Origin of the sequence: Streptomyces sp. CB00316, from assembly GCF_001905595.1 — a bacterium.
In the GTDB taxonomy this organism is placed as follows: domain Bacteria; phylum Actinomycetota; class Actinomycetes; order Streptomycetales; family Streptomycetaceae; genus Streptomyces.
The window spans coordinates 287,453-304,640 of record NZ_LIXI01000004.1 but is presented as its reverse complement, the minus strand read 5'-3'; the positions used below and the strand labels follow the sequence as shown (position 1 = coordinate 304,640).

Genomic DNA, 17,188 nt, shown 5'->3' with positions numbered 1-17,188 from the left:
CTACCTGTCCAGGTCCAGGCCGAGCATCCGGATCGCGTTTCCGCGCATCAGTTTGTAGATGGTCGCCCCGTCGAGTCCCTTGACGTGGTCGAGGGCGACCTCCCTGGTGTGCGGGAAGGTCGAGTCCACGTGCGGGTAGTCGGTCTCGAAGGTGGCGTTGTCGCGGCCGACGACGTCCAGCGAGGCGATGCCGTGCTTGTCGCGGAAGAAGCAGCAGAACATCTGCCGGTAGTAGTACGTGGACGGCGGCTCGGGGATCAGATCGCGCACCCCGCCCCACGCCCGGTGCTCCTCCCACACGTCGTCGGCACGCTCCAGCGCGTACGGGATCCATCCCATCTGGCCCTCGCTGTACGCCAGTTTGAGCGTCGGGAACTTGACCAGCACCCCGCTGAAGAGGAAGTCCATCATCGAGGCCATCGCGTTGTTGAAGGAGAGCGAGGCCTGCACGGCCGGGGGAGCGTCCGGGGACGCGGCGGGCATCTGTGAGCTGGAGCCGATGTGCATGTTGACGACGGTGCCGGTCTCCTGGCAGACCGCGAAGAACGGGTCCCAGTAGCCGGTGTGGATGGACGGCAGTCCGAGGTAGGCGGGGATCTCGGAGAAGGTGACCGCGCGCACGCCCCTCGCCGCGTTCCGCCTGATCTCCGCCACCGCGAGGCCGATGTCCCAGAGCGGGATGAGGCAGAGCGGGATGAGGCGTCCCCCGCTGTCGCCGCACCACTCCTCGACCATCCAGTCGTTGTAGGCGCGTACGCAGGCGAGGGCGACCTCCTTGTCGTGCGCCTCGGCGAAGGTCTGGCCGCAGAAGCGCGGGAAGGTCGGGAAGCAGAGCGAGGCCTCGACGTGGTTGAGATCCATGTCCTTGAGGCGTTCGGCCGGGTCCCAGCAGCCGGGCCGCATCTCGGCCCGCGTGATGCCCTCCAGGGTCATGTCGTCGCGGTCGAAGCCGACGGCGGCGATGTTCCGCTTGTACGGGAACTTCAGGTCCTCGTAGATCCACCAGTCCGTCGGCGGTCCGTCCGAGTCCATCGTGATGACGTACCTCCCGCCCGTGTACGCCAGCTCCCCGATGCCCGCCGTCAGCGGCTGCGGACCTCGCTCGCGGTACTTCGCGGGCAGCCAGGTGGAGAAGAGGTGCGCGGGCTCGATCACGTGGTCGTCGACGCTGACGATCCGAGGCAGTTCCGTGTCCGTCATGGCGGGTGGTCCCCTCCGCGTACCCGGCGCACCCGCCGACTCGCGGGGCACAGGCACTTTCTGATGGTCCGTCAGATGCGATTGCGGCCATCAGGCTAGCTCCGCACCCCTGGACCGACAAGGCGCGGAGACCTACGCTCTCGGCACTATCTGACTGCCCGTCAGTTCGGAGGGATCCCGTGACCGCCGTGAACGACGTGACCGCGACCGCCCACGCGCTGGGCGCCTCCCGCACCTTCTGGGAGCTGATCGAAGCCCGCGCCACCCTCACCCCCGACCGCCCGGTCCTGCTCCAGGGCGACCGGGCCCTGACCTTCGGGCAGTTGCGGGACCGGGCCGAACGCGTCGCCGCCGGGCTGTACGGCAGGGGTGTGCGGGCGGGCAGTGTGGTGGCCTGGCAGCTGCCGACCCGGCTGGAGACGGCCCTGCTCTCGTTCGCCATGACCCGACTCGGGGCCGTACAGACGCCGGTCATCCCGTTCTACCGGGACCGTGAAGTGCGTTTCGCGCTACGGGAGTCGGGGGCCGCGTTCTTCGCCGTGCCGGGCGTGTGGCGCGGCTTCGACCACACCGCGATGGCCGAGCGGATCGCCGGTGAGCTGCCGGACCCGCCGCGGGTCTTCGAGGCGTACGAGGACCACGACCTCCCCGACGGCGATCCGGCGACCCTGCCACCCCCACCCGGCCCGGAGACCGGCGAGGAGGTCCGCTGGATCTACTGGACCTCCGGCACCACCTCCGACCCCAAGGGCGTCCTGCACACCGACCGCTCCCTGATCGCGGGCGGCTCCTGCCTCGCGCACGCCCTGAAGCTGTCGGCGGACGACGTGGGGTCGATGGCGTTCCCGTACGCGCATGTCGCCGGGCCCGACTACACGGTGATGCTGCTGCTGTACGGGTTCCCGGCGGTCATGTTCGAGCAGTTCGCGTTGCCGGAGGCCTTGGACGGGTACCGCAGGCATGAGGTGACCGTGGCGGGCGGGTCGACGGCGTTCTACGCGATGTTCCTGGCCGAGCAGCGCAAGGCCCCGGACACGCCGCTCATCCCCTCCCTCCGGCTGCTGGCGGGCGGCGGGGCGCCGAAGCCGCCGGAGGTGTACCACGCGGTGGTGCGGGAGATGGGGGTCCAGCTCACCCACGGGTACGGGATGACCGAGGTCCCGATGGTCACGATGGGGGCGCCGGACGACACCCCGGACCATCTGGCCCTGACCGAGGGGCGGCCGCCGGAGGGGATGGAGATCCGGATCACCGACGAGCAGGGCAAGCCGCTCCCGCACGGTGTGGAGGGCGAGGTACGGCTGCGCGGGGAGGCGGTCTGCCGGGGCTATCTGGACGCCGGGGCCTCCGCCGCCGCCTTCGACGCCGAGGGGTTCCTGATCACCGGGGATCTCGGCCGGGTCCAGGAGAGCGGGCACCTCACACTCACCGGGCGGCTGAAGGACATCATCATCCGCAAGGGCGAGAACATCTCCGCCAAGGAGATCGAGGACCTGCTCCACACCCACCCCGCCGTCGCCGACGCCGCGGTCATCGGGCTCCCGGACGCCGAGCGCGGCGAACGGGTCTGCGCGGTGGTGGAGCGGGTGCCGGGCGCGCCCGCGCCGACCCTCGCCGAGCTCTCCGCGCAGCTGCGGGGCGCTGGGCTCTCCGTCCACAAGGTGCCGGAGCAACTGGAGGTGCTGGACGCCCTCCCCCGCAACGAGACGCTGCGCAAGGTGCTCAAATACCAGCTGCGGGAGCGGTTCGGCGGGGGTGCCTGAGCCAGGTTCACGGGGGTGGCGTGCCACCCCCGTACGGCGTCGGGCGGTTATGTGGCGTCGGGCTCGATCACCGTGAAGTACACGGCGAGCGCGGCCACGACGTCGCTCTCGGCGATCAGCCCGTCCCGGTCGGTGTCCAGGCTCTGGGCCGCGATGCCCGCGATCTCGGCGCTGGCCCCGAGCACCTTCAGCGCCCGCTCCACGGAGGCCACCGAGGCCCGGCCGCCGTCGTCCCCGCTGTCGGCCACCGCGATCGCCGCTCGCAGGAAGGGGCGGGCGATCTCCGCGAACCGCTCGGGATTGTCCCGCAGCCGCTTCACCGCCCCGCCGACGAACTCCTCACGGGTGACCCGCTGGTCCCCGTCCACATCGGCGATCCCCGCCATGCCCTGCCAGAAGGCCTCGGCCCCGGTGTAGAGGGCCTGGCCCTTGTCGCAGCGGGCCGTCGTACCGAACTCGGTGAGCAGACGGGCGGCTGCGGCGTTGAAATCGGCGCGATCGATATAGCCGTTGCCGTCCTGGTCGAAGGCGGCGAAGCGGTGCGCGATCTTTCGCTCGTACTCTGCGCTGTCCATGCGGGGAGCGTACGTCGCCCGGAGCCTTCACGTGTCACTGAGCGACGCCTCCTGTGTGACAACCTCGCTTCAGCACCGACCGCTTTCGGCCGGTCACGCGCTGCCGGTCCCCGTCCCTGCCCCGCTCAGGCCGTCAGCGGCTCGCACGCCTCGTCGACCGCCGACACCGTGTCCGGGTAGACGTCGAAGAGTCTGCGCACCCCCAGCGCCCCCAGCACCTTGTTGACGTGGGAGCCGTCCTCGGCGCCCCGGGCCGGGAGGATCAGCCGCAGCCGGCCGCCGCAGGACTTCATCAGGCGGCGCGAGGCGATCAGGACACCCACCCCGCTGGAATCGCAGAAGAACACCTCGGACAGATCGAGCACCACATCGTGCTGCCCCTCCGCCACCGCGTCGTGGACGGACTGACGCACGACGGGTGAGCTCACGAGATCGAGTTCACCGCGTATCCGCAGCACGGTCCAGTCGCCCTGCTCGGTCTCGTCCACCTTCAGCGTCACGCGACTGGACCTCTCGTTCCGGGGCTCCCGGCAATCCGGAAGTTTCCGTTCCTCCTCGCGGCTGCCCAACCGCGCATCCATGAAACACCGCTCCCGCCCCCGGGGCCCAGGGGATTTCCGGTGGAAAGGATCATTTCGGCCGGTTTCGCCTGCCCAGGAAAGCCAGGGGCCGCGAGAACGGCCGAAAGAGATCGGTGCGCCCGAGGGCTTCCTTACAACGGACAGTTGCGGCAAAGGCAGGTGCGGGGCCCGCGCGGGCGACTACATTCGGACAGCAAGGGCAGCAGAGGCTGGATCACGAGAACGTTCGGAGCATCGGAGCATCACGACGCTGGCACAGCGCCGGGGCTGGGGGTTTCATGGCGAAGGACGCACCGCCCCGCTGGGACCGCAGGATGCAGCAGAGGCTGGCCCGCGGTGAGGCGGCGGCGCTCGGCGAGCTGTACGACCGGTTCGCGGCGCTCGTCCACAGCCAGGCGCACCGGATGCTCGACGACGAGGACGCCGCCGACCTGGTGACCCGCGAGGTCTTCGCCCAGGTCTGGGAGAACTCCGAGGCGTACGACCCGAAGCAGGGATCGATGCGCTCCTGGGTGGCCCGGCTCACCCACCGCCAGTCCGTGCATCGGCTGCGGCGGGCGGTCGCCGTCGCGTACGCGGAGGAGCACGGCGAGGGTGCCGTGCCGGACCCGGAGGAGCTGGAGCGGCGGGTGCGCAGCGCCACTGCGGCCGCCCGGGCCGACTACATCGTCTCCTCGATGCCCGTCTCCCTGCGGCAGGCGCTGGAGCTGGCGTACACCCAGCGCCGGGACTACCGGCAGACCGCCGCCGACCTCGGGGTCACCGAGGACGAGGCCCGCCGCCGGCTCCGGCTGGGCCTCCAGCTGCTGTCCACGGCCAACACCCGGCCGCTCGAAGGGTCCTCACCACCCGGTTACGGACGCGTCCGGTGAGCGGCGACGGGCGCGAGGGCGGCCGGCGCGACGACGAGGTGCGGGGCGCGCGCCTCATACCGGGCCCGCGCGGCGCGGTGGACGACCTGGATCTGGAGACGGTGGAGCGGCCTGTACCGCCGCCGCCGGGAGGCTCCGCGCCGGACGAGGCGGTGCCGGAGCAGGGGGTTCCGGAGGAGGACGGGGACGCTGTGCCGGAGGTGGGCGCGGCGGACGAGGCCGAGAACGTCGTACACGAGCCGGATGAACCTGATGAACCGGACCAGCCGGAGGAGCCGGTCGATGCCGGGACCGCCCCCGGGCCGCCTCACGCCGTGACCGCCGCCTCCGCCCCGGCCCTCTCCCACCAGGTCCTCAAGGCCCTCCTCGGCGCCTGGGCGCTCTCCGCCTGCTCGGCCGAGGAGACCGCCGCCGTCGAGGACCACCTCACCGCGTGCGCGCCCTGTGCGGACGAGGCGCTGCGGCTGCGGGACGCGGTGGGGCTGCTGCACACCGGCGGCTCCCTGGACCTCGATCCGGCCCTGCGGACCCGGGTGCTGGACGGCTGCCTGGGGCGCCGCCCGGCCCGCGTCCCGATTCCGGAGTGGGCCGCGGCGTACGACGCCGAGACCGCCCGGCTCGACGCCCTGCTCCGCGACATCGGGGACTCCGACTGGCACGCGCCGGTGCGGCTGCGGTGGTTCGAGGACGAGCGCGCGGTCACCCGCCGGACCACGGTCGCCGGGGTGATCGGCCATCTGATGGCCGTCGACGGACTGGTCTCCACCGCGCTCGGCCTGGACGACCCGCTCAGCGGGACCGAGGCGCCCGGCGGGACCGAAGTGCCGCTCTCGCCGACCCGGCGCACCGAGACGTACTGGGCGGCCACCTACCCGCCCGCCACCCGGGCCGTCCGTGAGCCCTGGCGGGCCCTCACCCACGAGCTGATCCGTACGGCGTCGCTCGCCGGGCGGAACGTGGCGGAGCGCTCCGTCTCGTACGGGGAGTTCGCCCTGCCGCTCCAGGACGCGCTGCTGGACCGGGCCTTCGAGTGCTGGATGCACGGCACGGACATCGCGGAGGCGGTGGACTACCCGTACAAGCCGCCGTCCGCCGCCCATCTGCACCGGATGATCGACCTGGCCGCCCGGATACTCCCGGCCGCCCTGGCGGGGCGCCGCCGCGCCGGACTCGCCGGACCGGCCAGGGATCCGGTGGCGCCCGGGGAGCCGGGTCGCTCGGTCCATCTGGAGGTCGAGGGGCACGGCGGCGGTGACTGGTACATCGCGCTCGACTCACCGGCCGCCGTCGGCTCGCCCGACCGCGCGGTGGCGCAGGTGGCCCTGGACGGGGTGGAGTTCTGCCAGCTGGTCGCGGGCCACATCTCGCCGGTCGAAGCGGCGGCGGGCCAGGAGGGCGACCGCGAGGCCATCCGCGACGTGCTGTTCGCGTCGGCCTCGCTCAGCCGGCTCTGACCACGCGTACGGGAGCTAGTTGAAGATCACCGTACGGCGGCCGTTGAGCAGGATGCGCCGCTCCGCGTGCCACTTCACCGCCCGCGCCAGCGCCTGGCACTCCACGTCCCGGCCGATGGCGACGAGCTGGTCGGGGGTCACGTCGTGGCCGACGCGCTCCACCTCCTGCTCGATGATCGGGCCCTCGTCGAGGTCGGCGGTGACGTAGTGCGCGGTGGCGCCGATCAGCTTCACGCCCCGGGCGTGCGCCTGGTGGTAGGGCTTGGCGCCCTTGAAGCTCGGCAGGAACGAGTGGTGGATGTTGATGATCCGGCCGCTCAGCTGCTTGCACAGGTCGTCGGAGAGCACCTGCATGTAGCGGGCGAGGACGACCAGCTCCACGTCCTCCTCGCGGACCAGCTCCAGCAGCTGCGCCTCGGCCTCCGGCTTGTTGTCCTTCGTCACCGGGAGGTGCCGGAAGGGGATGCCGTACGAGGCGGTGAGCTCGGCGAACTCCGTGTGGTTGGAGACGACCGCCGCGATCTCGACGGGCAGCGCCCCCGTACGGGAGCGGAACAGCAGGTCGTTGAGGCAGTGGCCGAACTTGCTGACCATCAGCACGATCCGCATCCGCTCCGCGGCCCGGTGGATCTGCCACTCCATCCGGAAGGCCCCCCCGATGGCGGCGAAACTGGCCCGCAGCTTGTCGACCGTCACGGTGGCGTCCGCCGAGAAGTGGACCCGCATGAAGAACAGACCCGTGTCGTGGTCCCCGAACTGCTGGCTGTCCTCGATGTTGCAGCCGGTCATGAAGAGGTAACTCGACACGGCGTGCACGATGCCCTGTTTGTCGGGGCAGGAGAGCGTGAGGACGTACTGCTCGGGCAGCGCGGTGTCCGAGGCGGCCTGGGGGGCGGTGGGCTGCGGTGCGGTCATCCTCGTAGGGTGCCACAGCCGCCGCGGGCTAGGCGGCCCTGGTCATGATGCGGATGACGTCCAGCGAGCGGGGCGGGATGTCCGGGTCCTCGGCGTCGTTGGTGGCGAGCATCACATGCGCCTCGCGCGCCGCGCGGACCGCCTCCGGCCAGCCGTGGTGCTCCAGATAGGCGGAGACGGGGGCGTCCGCGCCGACCTGGTGCATGATCCGCAGGACCCGCAGCGCGGCCGTGTCCACGGCGGCCGCCTCGGCGGAGTCCCTGAATATGGTGCCGACGTACTTCTCCGCGGACCAGTTGTCGAGCCAGGTGTCCTCGACCAGGCGGTACACGGCGTCGGTGACGTCCCCGTACCCCTCCCGGCCGGCGAGCCAGCACTCGTGGTGGAAGACGGGGTCGGAGAGCATGTGCAGCGCCGAGCGCACGTTGGTGCGCCAGCGCCACCACGGCATGTCAGTGAGCGGCATGACGCCCATGGTGGAGGAGCGACGGCCGCGACGGGAAGAGTTCTCCGAACCTTGCTGCACGGTGCTCGATCGTACGTTCCTTTCCGGCGGGCCCGCGCGGGCCCCCGTAATTCACTGGGACGTCACCGAGCGTTGAACACGGCACACCGTGGCGTTACCCCGGGAGCGGGAACGTTGCTGAACATGACCGGACGGAGACGCACCGCCTTCCCCCGCCCCTTCCAGTTCGTCATCGGCACGGCGGTGGCCGGTGCGCTGCTGCTGTCCGGCTGTGGCGTGCTCCCCGGGGGCTCGGGGGGCTCCGGGGAGCCCGTCACCGTGATGACCTGGGCGCCCGACCAGGTGGACGGCGCCGACGCGGTGACCATGCCGGGCGTCCCCGCGATGGCGAAGACGTACGCCCGCTGGATCAACGAGCAGGGCGGCATCGACGGGCGCGAGTTGCAGGTGATCACCTGCGACGAGCGCGACAGCGCAGGGGGCGCCGAGCGGTGCGCCCGGCAGGCCGTGGACCGGAACGTGGCCGCGGTCGTCGGCTCGTACAGCCGCCACGGGCAGAGCGCCATCCCGGTGCTGGAGTCCGGCGGCATCCCGTACATCGGCGGCTACGGCGCCTCCGACGAGGAGTTCCGCAGCTACCTCTCGTACCCGGTCAACGGCGGCCAGTCGGCGCTCCTGGCGGGCCACGGACGGCAACTGGCGGGCGGCTGCGAGCGGGTCTCGCTGGTGCGGCCCGACTCGCTCGGCGGCGCCCGGATGCCGCAGCTCCTCAACACCGGGCTGCTCGCCGCCCAGCGGCCCGAGTCCACCGACATCCTGGCCCCGGAGAACGCCACCTCCTACGACGAGCAGGCGACCAAGGCCCTGCGGTGGCGGGCGGACGGCAGCTGCGTCGCGGCCGTGCTCGGTTCCCGTACGGAGACCTTCTTCGACTCCTTCCGCCGGCTGGAGCCGGAGGGCGAGCGGGTCAGCATCTCCTCCGTGCTGGGCAGCGTAAGCCAGCCGCTCATCGACCGCACGGGCGGCCGCACGAGCCCGTTCGAGGGGGCCTACGTCACCGGCTGGTACCCCGAAGCGGGCGACGCCCGCTGGAACGGGATGCGCGAGGTGATCCGGAAGCACGCTTTCGGGGACAACAGCATCGACCCGGACGACACGGGCGTGCAGACCACCTGGATCGCCTACACCGTGCTGAAGGCGGTCGTCGAGGCGATCGGCGACGACACGATCACCGCCAACAAGGTCATTTCCGCGCTCAACCGGGGCACCGAGGTCGACACCGGCGGTCTGACCCCGGTGCTCCGCTGGCGCTTCAAGGACCTGCTCGGCACCTCGCCCTACCCGCGCATCGTGAACGCGGACGTGACGTTCCAGGTGGTTCGCGAGGGGCGGCTCACCGCCCAGAAGAAGGGCTTCGTGGATGTCACGGAGGCCCTGTCGGACGCCCGGCGGGCCGTCGGCTGACGCCGCTGACACCCGCCGGTCCGGGTCCGGGAAGCTCTACGGTCCGGTCAGAGCTCCACGGGGGTGTGCTTGGTCAGGCCGTACTTCTCGGCGATGGTGTTCCACAGCCCGGAGGCCTCCTGCTTGGCCTCGGTCGCCACGCCGCTCTGCTGGTTGGCGCGGGCCGTCTCGTTGGTCGAACGGGCCTGACCGCCCTTGCAGACGTGCTTCTGCTTCTTGGCCTGCCGGGCCCAGGTGGCGTAGTGCTCGTCGGCAGCGGCGGAGGCCTTCCACGCCCTGGTGAGCGCGGAGTTCAGCGCCTCGTGCTGCGGCAACTGGTCCAGGGTGAGGCCCTCCAGCCGGGTCACCAGGTCGCGACGCTGCTGGGCGGCGTCCTTGAGGTCGGTGTTCGCCTGGTTCAGGTCCTTGCAGGACTTGATCTTCTCGACGGCGCTGATCACCGCGGCACGGCTGTTGTTGCTGTCGGCGAGCAGCTTGCCCAGCGCCTCGGCCTGCGGCTTCGCGGGGTCGACGGCCGCCTCCGTGGTGGGGGTGGTGGCCGGTGAACTCTGCGACGCGACCGGCTGCTTGTCGTCCTTGACCGGGTCGTCACCACCGCTGAGCAGGGCGCCCGCGCCGAGCCCGATGACCGCGCAGCCGACGACGACCGCGGCGATGAGGGGGATGTGGGCGGAGCGTCTGCGAGGGGCGTCGCCGTCGCGCAGAGGCGGTTCGGCGGCCCCGTCGCCGCCACGGGGGCCCTGGAGCCCCGACTGGTAGGCGCCCCGCGGAGCCTGGGGCGGCAAGTGGCTGCCCGGGCCCGGGTACCCGTAGCCCTGCTGGGGCCGCGCCTGGGACTGGGGCGGCTGCTGGTCGTACTGCTGGTGCGGCATCTGCTGGGTGGCGTCCGCGGGCCCCTCCGCACGGAAGAGGTTGTCGAACTCCGCCGGCGGCTGCCGGTCGTCCGGCGCGCCGGGCGCGCCCGGCCTGATCCCGTACGGGGCTCCTCCGGGCACCGGCGGTATGTACTGCGTGGCGTCCGCGTCCCCGCCGCCGGGAACGGGAGCGATGTACTGCGTGGCGTCGGCGTCACCGCCGGGTACGCCGTGACCGGTCCCGGCCCCGGGACCGGCTTCCGGCGGCAGCGGCTGCGCGTACGGCTGGGGCTGGTACTGCTGGGGCTGGTACTGCTGGGACGGGTACTGCTGGTACGGGTCGGAGTGCTGCCGCTGCTGGGGCTGCTGGTACGCCCCCGCGTCGCCCTGGCCGTACGACTGGTCGTACCCCGGCGCCTGCCCCTGGCCGTACTGCTGGTCCTGGCCCTGCCCCTGCGCGGGCGGCAGCGGCTGCTGGGGGGCCTGCTGCTGCGGGTACCCGTACGCTCCCGGCGCCTGGGCGCCCGGCTCCGCCGGGGCGTCGGACTGCGGCCCCCAGGACCGGCCCCACGGCTGCCCGCCGGCGGGCACCGCCTGGCCGGCCTGCTGCCCGTCCTGGTCCGCCTGGCCGCCGGTGGGTGCCCCCGGGATCCAGGGGGCACCGCCGTCGGAGGGCAGCACGACACCTTCGTGCGCGGGTCGTCCAGCGGGGAGCTCCTGCTCGCCGCCCTGTCCGCTCTGCGTCACCGGGACTCCTACGTGTGAACCAACGGAATCGTCGGCTCACGCTATCGGGTGGTCGTCCGCCTCCGCCAAGCGCGTGGTCCCCCTCACCACGCCTTCACAGGACGGGTAACACCCAGAGCCCGCGGAACGCTGTTATCGGCCGGCCCGCCGCGAACCCGCGAACAGGCCCACCGGAAGGCCTCTCCGCACCGGTCCGCGCACCGGCCCTCACGCCGCCTGGAGCTCCAGCCGCTCACCGAACTCCCGGACCGCGGGCTCCTGCCCGTACGGCGCCAACCGCTGCTGGAGGTCGTCGAGATACTCGGCGCCCCGGCTGGAGCGCACCGTCCCGAGCAGCTCCATCGCCCGCGTCCCCGTGTGGCAGGCGCGCTCCACCTCGCGCTGCTGCACCTGGGCCGAGGCGAGCAGCACGAGCCCGATGCCCCGGCGCCTGGCCCTGGTCTCCGGCAGGGCGGCCAGCGCCTCCTTGGCCCGCCGCGCGGCCTCCGGCGCCTGGTTGAGGTCCCGGTGGCAGTGGGCCAGCTCGTCCGCGAGGTACCCGTGGTCGAAGTGGGCGATCCAGTCCGGGTCGCCGCCCGTCTCCGGATCGGCCTGCTCCAGCGCGGCGACCGCCCGCCCCATGACCACCTGGCAGGTACGGGCGTCCCCGAGCAGCGCGTGGCCCCGGGCCTCCGCCGCGTAGAACATCGCCTGGGCGCGGGGGGTGACCTGGCCCCGGGCCCCTTCCTGGGCGGCGCGGGCGAGTTGGGCGATCTCGCGCGGATTGCCGAGCTGGGCGGCGAGGTGGCTCATCGACGCGGCGAGCACATAGCCGCCGTACGCCCGGTCCCCGGCGGCCTGGGCGAGCCGCAGCGCCTGGATGTAGTAGCGCTGGGCGAGGCCGGGCTGACCGGTGTCCACCGCCATGTAGCCGCCGAGTTCGGTGAGGCGGGCGGCCGCGGCGAACAGCTCACGGCCGACCTGCTCGCGGTACGCCCCCGAAAGCAGTCCGGAGACCACGCTGTTGAGGTAGTGCACGAGCACCGGCCGGACGTGGCCGCTGCCGAAGCGGTGGTCGAGGTCGGTGAGGGCGGTCGTCATCGCCCGCACCGCCGCCACGTCCGCCATCCCGACCCGGGCCCCGGCGATCCGTTCGACCTGGGGGTCCTTGCCGGAGATCAGCCAGTCGCGGCTGGGCTCGACGAGGGCGGAGGCGGCGACGGCGGAGCCGGTGAGCAGATCGCGGCGGCCGACATCGCTGCGCCAGAGCTCGCAGACCTGCTCGATCGCCCCGGCGACGGTCGGCGCGTACTGGAGGCCCACGCCGGAGGCCAGGTTCTTGCCGTTGGCCATGCCGATCTCGTCGATCGTGACCGTACGGCCCAGCTTGCGGCCGAGCGCCTCGGCGATGATGCCCGGGGCCCGGCCCCGGGGTTGCTGTCCGCGCAGCCAGCGGGCCACGGACGTCTTGTCGTACCGCAGGTCGAGGCCGCGCTCGGCCCCGACCATGTTGACGCGGCGCGCGAGGCCCGCGTTGGAACAGGCGGCTTCCTGGATGAGCGTCTGGAGCCGTTCGTTGGGCTGGCGGGCTACGAGAGGCCTTGCTGCCACATTTCCCCCTGGAACAGTCTGAACAGTCGGATACGCGGTGATCGGTGGAAGGATCACTGCCCGTCACATACACAAGAAATGCGCATATTCCATCGGCATTCGGTACGGGCCCGGCGAGTTGCCCGGCCCTGCTGGGCTCTACCCGCCCTTCGGTCCACCGCCTCACGCGCGCCCCCGCCCGTGCTCCGATGCGCCCCGCGTGCAGGATCGACGCACCGTGACCGGGCCCCGCGCGCCCGTAACCCCGGCTGGTGCCGGGAGTTGTGCTGGGCGTGGAAGAGCCCATCGGAGTCACGGAAGCCGCACAGGTCCCTCAGCAGCGGGGCGAGCACCTGCTCGACGCAGCGGTGCGGTACGCGGAAGAGCGCCACTGGGACGTGTTCCCCGGTACCTGGCTGGAGGCGGTGGAGGGCAGGGAGCGCTGCTCCTGCGGCGCGGCGGTCTGCCCGCTGCCCGGCGCCCACGCGGACCGGCCCGACTGGGCGGGCCAGGCGACCGGCAGCGGGGCGGCGGCCCGGCGCATGTGGTCCAAGCAGCCGCGCGCCTCGGTGCTCCTGCCGACCGGGCGCACCTTCGACGCGCTGGAGGTCCCGGAGTCGGCGGGGTTCCTGGCGCTGGCCCGGATGGAGCGGATGGACCTCACGCTCGGCCCGGTGACCTGCACCCCCGACCGCCGGATGTTCTTCTTCGTCCTGCCGGGCGCGGCCGCCAAGGCCTCCGAGCTGGTGCGCACGCTGGGCTGGAACGCGCAGGCGATCGACCTGACCGGCCGGGGCGAGGGCCACTACATCGCCGCCCCGCCCACCCGGGTCGGTGGCCGCGGGGCAGTGCAGTGGGCCCGCAAGCCCACCCACGTCAACCGATGGCTGCCCGAGGTGGACGAGCTGATCAGCCCGCTGGCGTACGCCTGCGCACGCGAGGCGGCGGACGCCCGCACCCGCGCGTCGTAGGGCCGGGAGGCGCCTTTCGTAGGGTGGTCCCCATCTAGCGGGGATATCGAAAGGCTGTGCCATGCCGGACCGGGCAGATGCACGTACGGAAGACAGGCGTGCGACAGACGCGCGTACAGAAGCAGGCGCGACGGCGGGCGGGGCGCGGACCGCGCCCCCCGCTGTGCGCGTACAGGGGCTGTGGAAGCGGTTCGGGGAACAGGTCGCCGTCTCGGGGATCGATCTGGAGCTGCCGGCCGGAAAGTTCATCGGTCTCGTGGGGCCCAACGGGGCGGGCAAGACGACGACGCTCTCCATGGTCACCGGGCTGCTGCGGCCCGACATGGGGAAGATCGAGGTCGCGGGCCACGACGTGTGGACGGACCCGGTCGCCGTGAAGTCCCGGATCGGGGTGCTGCCCGAGGGGCTGCGGCTGTTCGAGCGGCTGTCGGGGCGCGAACTGCTCGCGTACAACGGGCGGTTGCGCGGCCTCCCGGGAGACGAGGTCGACAAGCGGGCCGCCCAGCTCCTGGACGTACTGGATCTCGCGGGCTCTCAGCACAAGCTGGTCGTCGACTACTCGACCGGCATGCGGAAGAAGATCGGCCTTGCCGCCGCCCTCCTCCACAACCCTGAAGTGCTCTTCCTGGACGAGCCGTTCGAGGGCGTCGACCCGGTCTCGGCCCAGACGATCCGGGGGGTGCTGGAGCGCTACACCCGGTCCGGGGCGACCGTGGTCTTCTCCAGCCATGTCATGGAGCTCGTCGAGTCGCTCTGCGACTGGGTGGCCGTGATGGCGGCGGGCCGGATCAAGGCGCAGGGCACGCTGGCGGAGGTACGCGGCGACGCCCCGTCGCTGCAGAACGCTTTCCTCGAACTGGTCGGCGCGGGCGGCCGGGACACCACCGGCGACTCCCTCGACTGGCTGGGCGGCACCCGATGAGCGTGCTGGACGCCCCCGTCACCGCAGCCGCCCCGGCCGCGCCGCCGGCGGGCCTGACCCCCATCTTCGTACGGCTCAAGCTGACGCTCCTGCGCAACGGGCTGCGGCAGTCGTCCGGGCGCAAGGCGGCGTACATCGCCTCCCTCGTCTTCACGCTGCTGCTCGCGGCGAGCCAGGTCCTCGGGCTCGTCCTGCTGCGCGGGAACGCCCAGGCCGGCACGGTCGTGGTGCTGCTGACGGCCGTCGTGGCGCTCGGCTGGGCGGTGCTGCCGCTCTTCTTCCCGAGCGGGGACGACACCCTCGACCCGACCCGGCTGGTGATGCTGCCGCTGCGGCCGCAGCCGCTGGTCCGGGCGCTGCTGGTCTCCTCGATGATCGGCATCGGACCGCTGTTCACCCTCTGCCTGGTGGTCGGTTCGGTGCTCGCGCTGGCGCACGGGCCGGCGGGCGTGGTGTTCGCGGTGGTCGCGGTCCCGCTGACGCTGCTGCTGTGCGTGGCGCTGTCCCGGGCCGTCGCCACCGCCAACGTACGGCTGCTCAACTCCCGCAAGGGCCGCGACCTGGCGGTGCTGAGCGGGCTGGTGATCGCGGTGGGCATCCAGTTCGTCAACTTCGGCGCCCAGCGGCTCGGCCGGTCCGGCGGGCTCTCGGCGCTGGAGCCGGCCGCGAACGTGGCCCGCTGGCTGCCCGGCGCCTCCGCGATAGCGGCGGTGGACGCGGCGTCGGACGGTGCGTACGGGGTGGCGGTCCTCCAACTGCTGATCACGGTGGCGGCCCTGGTGGCGCTGGTGTGGCTGTGGCAGCGGGGGCTGGTGAAGCTGATGACCGCGCCGGACGGCTCCACGCTGGCGGCCGCGGCACCGACCCGTAAGGAGTCCGGCCGCACGGGCCTGTCCGCGCTGCTACCGGAGGGCCGTACGGCCACGGTCGTGCACCGCAGCCTGCTGTACATCGCCCGGGACCCCAAGACCAAGGCGGCCTGGGTGACGGCGCTGGCGATCGGCGCGATCGTGCCGCTGGTCAACGCGTTGCAGGGCACCGGCTCGATCTACTTCGCCTGCTTCGCCGCCGGGATGCTCGGCATGCAGATGTACAACCAGTTCGGCCAGGACACCTCCGCCTTCTGGATGGTCGCCCTGACGATCTCCTCCACCCGTGACGCGTACGTCGAACTGCGGGCGCGCGCGTACGCCCTGCTGCTGATCACGCTCCCGTACACGGTGGTCGTCTGCGTGGCGACGGCGGCGCTCCTGGGCCACTGGCAGGCGCTGCCGGGGGTGCTGGGCATCTCCTTCGCCCTGTTGGGCGCGATGCTGGCGATCGGGGCGGTGGCCTCGGCGCTGTTCCCGTACTCGATCCCACAGGAGGGCGCGTTCAAGAACGTGGCGCCCGGACAGGGCGGGCTGGCCTGGATCTCGATCCTCAGCGGCATGCTGGCCGCGCCGGTGCTGGCCGGACCGGTGATCGCCCTGACGGTCTGGCTGCACATCGCGGACCGCCAGGACGCGCTGTGGCTGGTGATCCCGGCGGGTGCGGTGTTCGGGGCGCTCATCGGGTGGGCAGGGCTGCGCATCGCGGCACCGCGCACGGCGAACCGGCTGCCGGAGATCCTGACGGCGGTCAGCAAGGGCTGAGCGTCCGGGCCGGTGGATCTACGGGGCGACCGGCTCCCGGTCGCCCCGGGTGTCCTCGGCGAGCTGTTCCAGGAACGGCTCCACGGCCGCCCGCCACCCCTCCGGCTGGTCGTAGTGGACGAGGTGGCCGGCGTCCGCCACCTCCGCGTACTGGCCGCGGGGCAGGACGCGCACCATCTCCTGCGCCTCGGCCCGGCCCAGCTCCCCGTCGAGCCCGCGCAGCACCAGGGCGGGGCACCGCACCTGGGCCAGCTCCTCCCAGTGCGCGTCGTAGACCCAGGTGGCGCGGGAGCGGAGCATCTGGCTGCGGGAGAAGACCGGGCGCCAGCCGTCCTCCGTCTCCGCCATCACCTCGGCGTAGAACGCGCCGCGCGAGGGGTTCGGCCGCTCCACCCAGGGGTCGTCCTCGCCGAACCACTTCCGTACGTCGGCGAGGGTGGCGAAGGGCAGCGGCCAGGACTCGAACCAGTCGCTCCACTCGCGCTGCGAGGCCGCCCCGAGGGCGGAGGCCCGCATGTCGCAGATGACCACGGCGCGCACCAGGTCGGGGCGCTTGGCGGCGAGCTGCCAGCCGGTGAGCGCTCCCATGGCGTGACCGACGACGGTGACGGGTCCGAGGCCGAGCTGCTCGATCGCGACCTCGGCGTCGGCGACGTACGCGTCGCGGGTGTACGGGCCTTCGGCCGGCTTCTCGCTGCGGCCGTGGCCGCGCTGGTCGAGGCCGACCGCGCGGTACCGCTCGGAGAGCCAGCGGGCGGTGGGCGCCCAGTGGGAGGCCCGGCCCATCAGCCCGTGCAGCAGTAAGACCCCGGGGGCGCGGTCCGCTCCCGCACCGTCCGTCCCCGCACGCTCCTTGGGCGGATCCGCGAACTCCCACGCCGCGAGGCGTACGCCGTCGGATCCGGTCACATCGATGCGCCGCACCATAGTCCTGGCACCCCCTTCTGGTCCTCGATCACCATGGGCCCTCGATCGCCGCGCGGACGCGGATCACCGTGTGGTCGCGTCACGCCAGACTATCGAACTCTCATTCGAAAACAGGGATCCGCCGCCCAACACCCCACGTTCGAGTGACACGCGGCGAGGATTGCCGTCGGCCGTCCTGGGGAGATCTTCAACGGGAGGCGGACCGCTCGGGGACAGGGGTCCGTGGGGATTGACCTTGAGAGCTCGGGGCTCCAGGTCAGCACAGGGGAGGACA

15 protein-coding genes are annotated in these 17,188 nt (G+C 72.4%); 7 read left to right on the top strand and 8 right to left on the bottom strand.

Going from position 1 to position 17,188, the window contains the following annotated elements:
* Positions 1 to 1,200 (bottom strand): amidohydrolase family protein, encoded by a 1,200-nt coding sequence (locus tag AMK21_RS12825; protein WP_073877307.1) that lies wholly within the window; start codon positions 1,198 to 1,200, stop codon positions 1 to 3.
* Between the two features lie 179 nt (positions 1,201 to 1,379).
* Here AMK21_RS12825 and AMK21_RS12820 point away from each other — a divergent pair, with 179 nt between their 5' ends.
* Positions 1,380 to 2,963, top strand: coding sequence for a class I adenylate-forming enzyme family protein (locus tag AMK21_RS12820; RefSeq protein WP_073877305.1), 1,584 nt, complete (start codon positions 1,380 to 1,382; stop codon positions 2,961 to 2,963).
* 47 nt (positions 2,964 to 3,010) lie between these two features.
* On the opposite strand, the gene AMK21_RS12815 is transcribed toward AMK21_RS12820, so the two are convergent.
* A complete protein-coding gene (locus AMK21_RS12815; RefSeq protein WP_073877303.1) occupies positions 3,011 to 3,538 on the bottom strand; it encodes an EF-hand domain-containing protein in 528 nt (175 codons plus the stop codon).
* A gap of 125 nt (positions 3,539 to 3,663) precedes the next feature.
* Positions 3,664 to 4,038, bottom strand: a complete 375-nt coding sequence (locus AMK21_RS12810; protein WP_073877301.1) for an STAS domain-containing protein — start codon at positions 4,036 to 4,038, stop codon at positions 3,664 to 3,666.
* A 359-nt stretch (positions 4,039 to 4,397) separates the two neighbouring features.
* Here AMK21_RS12810 and AMK21_RS12805 point away from each other — a divergent pair, with 359 nt between their 5' ends.
* Both AMK21_RS12805 and AMK21_RS12800 read left to right on the top strand, forming a co-directional pair.
* Positions 4,398 to 4,991 carry a sigma-70 family RNA polymerase sigma factor gene (locus AMK21_RS12805; protein ID WP_073877299.1) on the top strand — a complete coding sequence of 198 codons (594 nt, stop codon included), beginning with the start codon at positions 4,398 to 4,400 and terminating at the stop codon, positions 4,989 to 4,991.
* Positions 4,988 to 6,445, top strand: a complete 1,458-nt coding sequence (locus AMK21_RS12800; RefSeq protein WP_073877297.1) for a zf-HC2 domain-containing protein — start codon at positions 4,988 to 4,990, stop codon at positions 6,443 to 6,445. Before AMK21_RS12805 ends, AMK21_RS12800 begins: the two co-directional genes overlap by 4 nt.
* Positions 6,446 to 6,460: 15 nt before the next feature.
* Here AMK21_RS12800 and purU read toward each other — a convergent pair whose 3' ends face one another.
* Both purU and AMK21_RS12790 read right to left on the bottom strand, forming a co-directional pair.
* Positions 6,461 to 7,360, bottom strand: coding sequence for a formyltetrahydrofolate deformylase (gene purU / locus AMK21_RS12795; protein ID WP_073877295.1), 900 nt, complete (start codon positions 7,358 to 7,360; stop codon positions 6,461 to 6,463).
* 28 nt (positions 7,361 to 7,388) lie between these two features.
* Positions 7,389 to 7,835, bottom strand: a complete 447-nt coding sequence (locus AMK21_RS12790) for an SCO4402 family protein (protein ID WP_018510773.1) — start codon at positions 7,833 to 7,835, stop codon at positions 7,389 to 7,391.
* Positions 7,836 to 8,009: 174 nt separating this feature from the next.
* Between AMK21_RS12790 and AMK21_RS12785 the strand changes: the two genes are divergently transcribed.
* A complete protein-coding gene (locus AMK21_RS12785) occupies positions 8,010 to 9,290 on the top strand; it encodes an ABC transporter substrate-binding protein (RefSeq protein ID WP_073877293.1) in 1,281 nt (426 codons plus the stop codon).
* Between the two features lie 47 nt (positions 9,291 to 9,337).
* Here AMK21_RS12785 and AMK21_RS12780 read toward each other — a convergent pair whose 3' ends face one another.
* Both AMK21_RS12780 and AMK21_RS12775 read right to left on the bottom strand, forming a co-directional pair.
* On the bottom strand, positions 9,338 to 10,891 hold the full coding sequence (locus AMK21_RS12780; protein ID WP_073877291.1) for a hypothetical protein: 1,554 nt from the start codon (positions 10,889 to 10,891) through the stop codon (positions 9,338 to 9,340).
* Between the two features lie 207 nt (positions 10,892 to 11,098).
* On the bottom strand, positions 11,099 to 12,481 hold the full coding sequence (locus AMK21_RS12775; protein WP_073877289.1) for a transcriptional regulator: 1,383 nt from the start codon (positions 12,479 to 12,481) through the stop codon (positions 11,099 to 11,101).
* A 263-nt stretch (positions 12,482 to 12,744) separates the two neighbouring features.
* On the opposite strand from AMK21_RS12775, the gene AMK21_RS12770 reads away from it, so the two are divergent.
* The 3 genes from AMK21_RS12770 (at position 12,745) to AMK21_RS12760 (ending at position 15,987) form a co-directional block, all read left to right on the top strand.
* The gene (locus AMK21_RS12770) at positions 12,745 to 13,431 is read left to right on the top strand and encodes a bifunctional DNA primase/polymerase (protein WP_073877287.1); all 687 of its coding nucleotides are present in this window, start codon (positions 12,745 to 12,747) and stop codon (positions 13,429 to 13,431) included.
* 61 nt (positions 13,432 to 13,492) lie between these two features.
* Positions 13,493 to 14,353, top strand: coding sequence for an ABC transporter ATP-binding protein (locus AMK21_RS12765; RefSeq protein WP_073877285.1), 861 nt, complete (start codon positions 13,493 to 13,495; stop codon positions 14,351 to 14,353).
* Entirely contained in the window at positions 14,350 to 15,987 is a 1,638-nt protein-coding gene (locus AMK21_RS12760) for a transporter (RefSeq protein ID WP_073877283.1), read from the top strand. Before AMK21_RS12765 ends, AMK21_RS12760 begins: the two co-directional genes overlap by 4 nt.
* A gap of 18 nt (positions 15,988 to 16,005) precedes the next feature.
* Here the strand turns inward: AMK21_RS12760 and AMK21_RS12755 are convergent, their stop codons facing one another.
* A complete protein-coding gene (locus tag AMK21_RS12755) occupies positions 16,006 to 16,914 on the bottom strand; it encodes an alpha/beta fold hydrolase (protein ID WP_073877281.1) in 909 nt (302 codons plus the stop codon).
* Positions 16,915 to 17,188 lie beyond the last annotated feature (274 nt).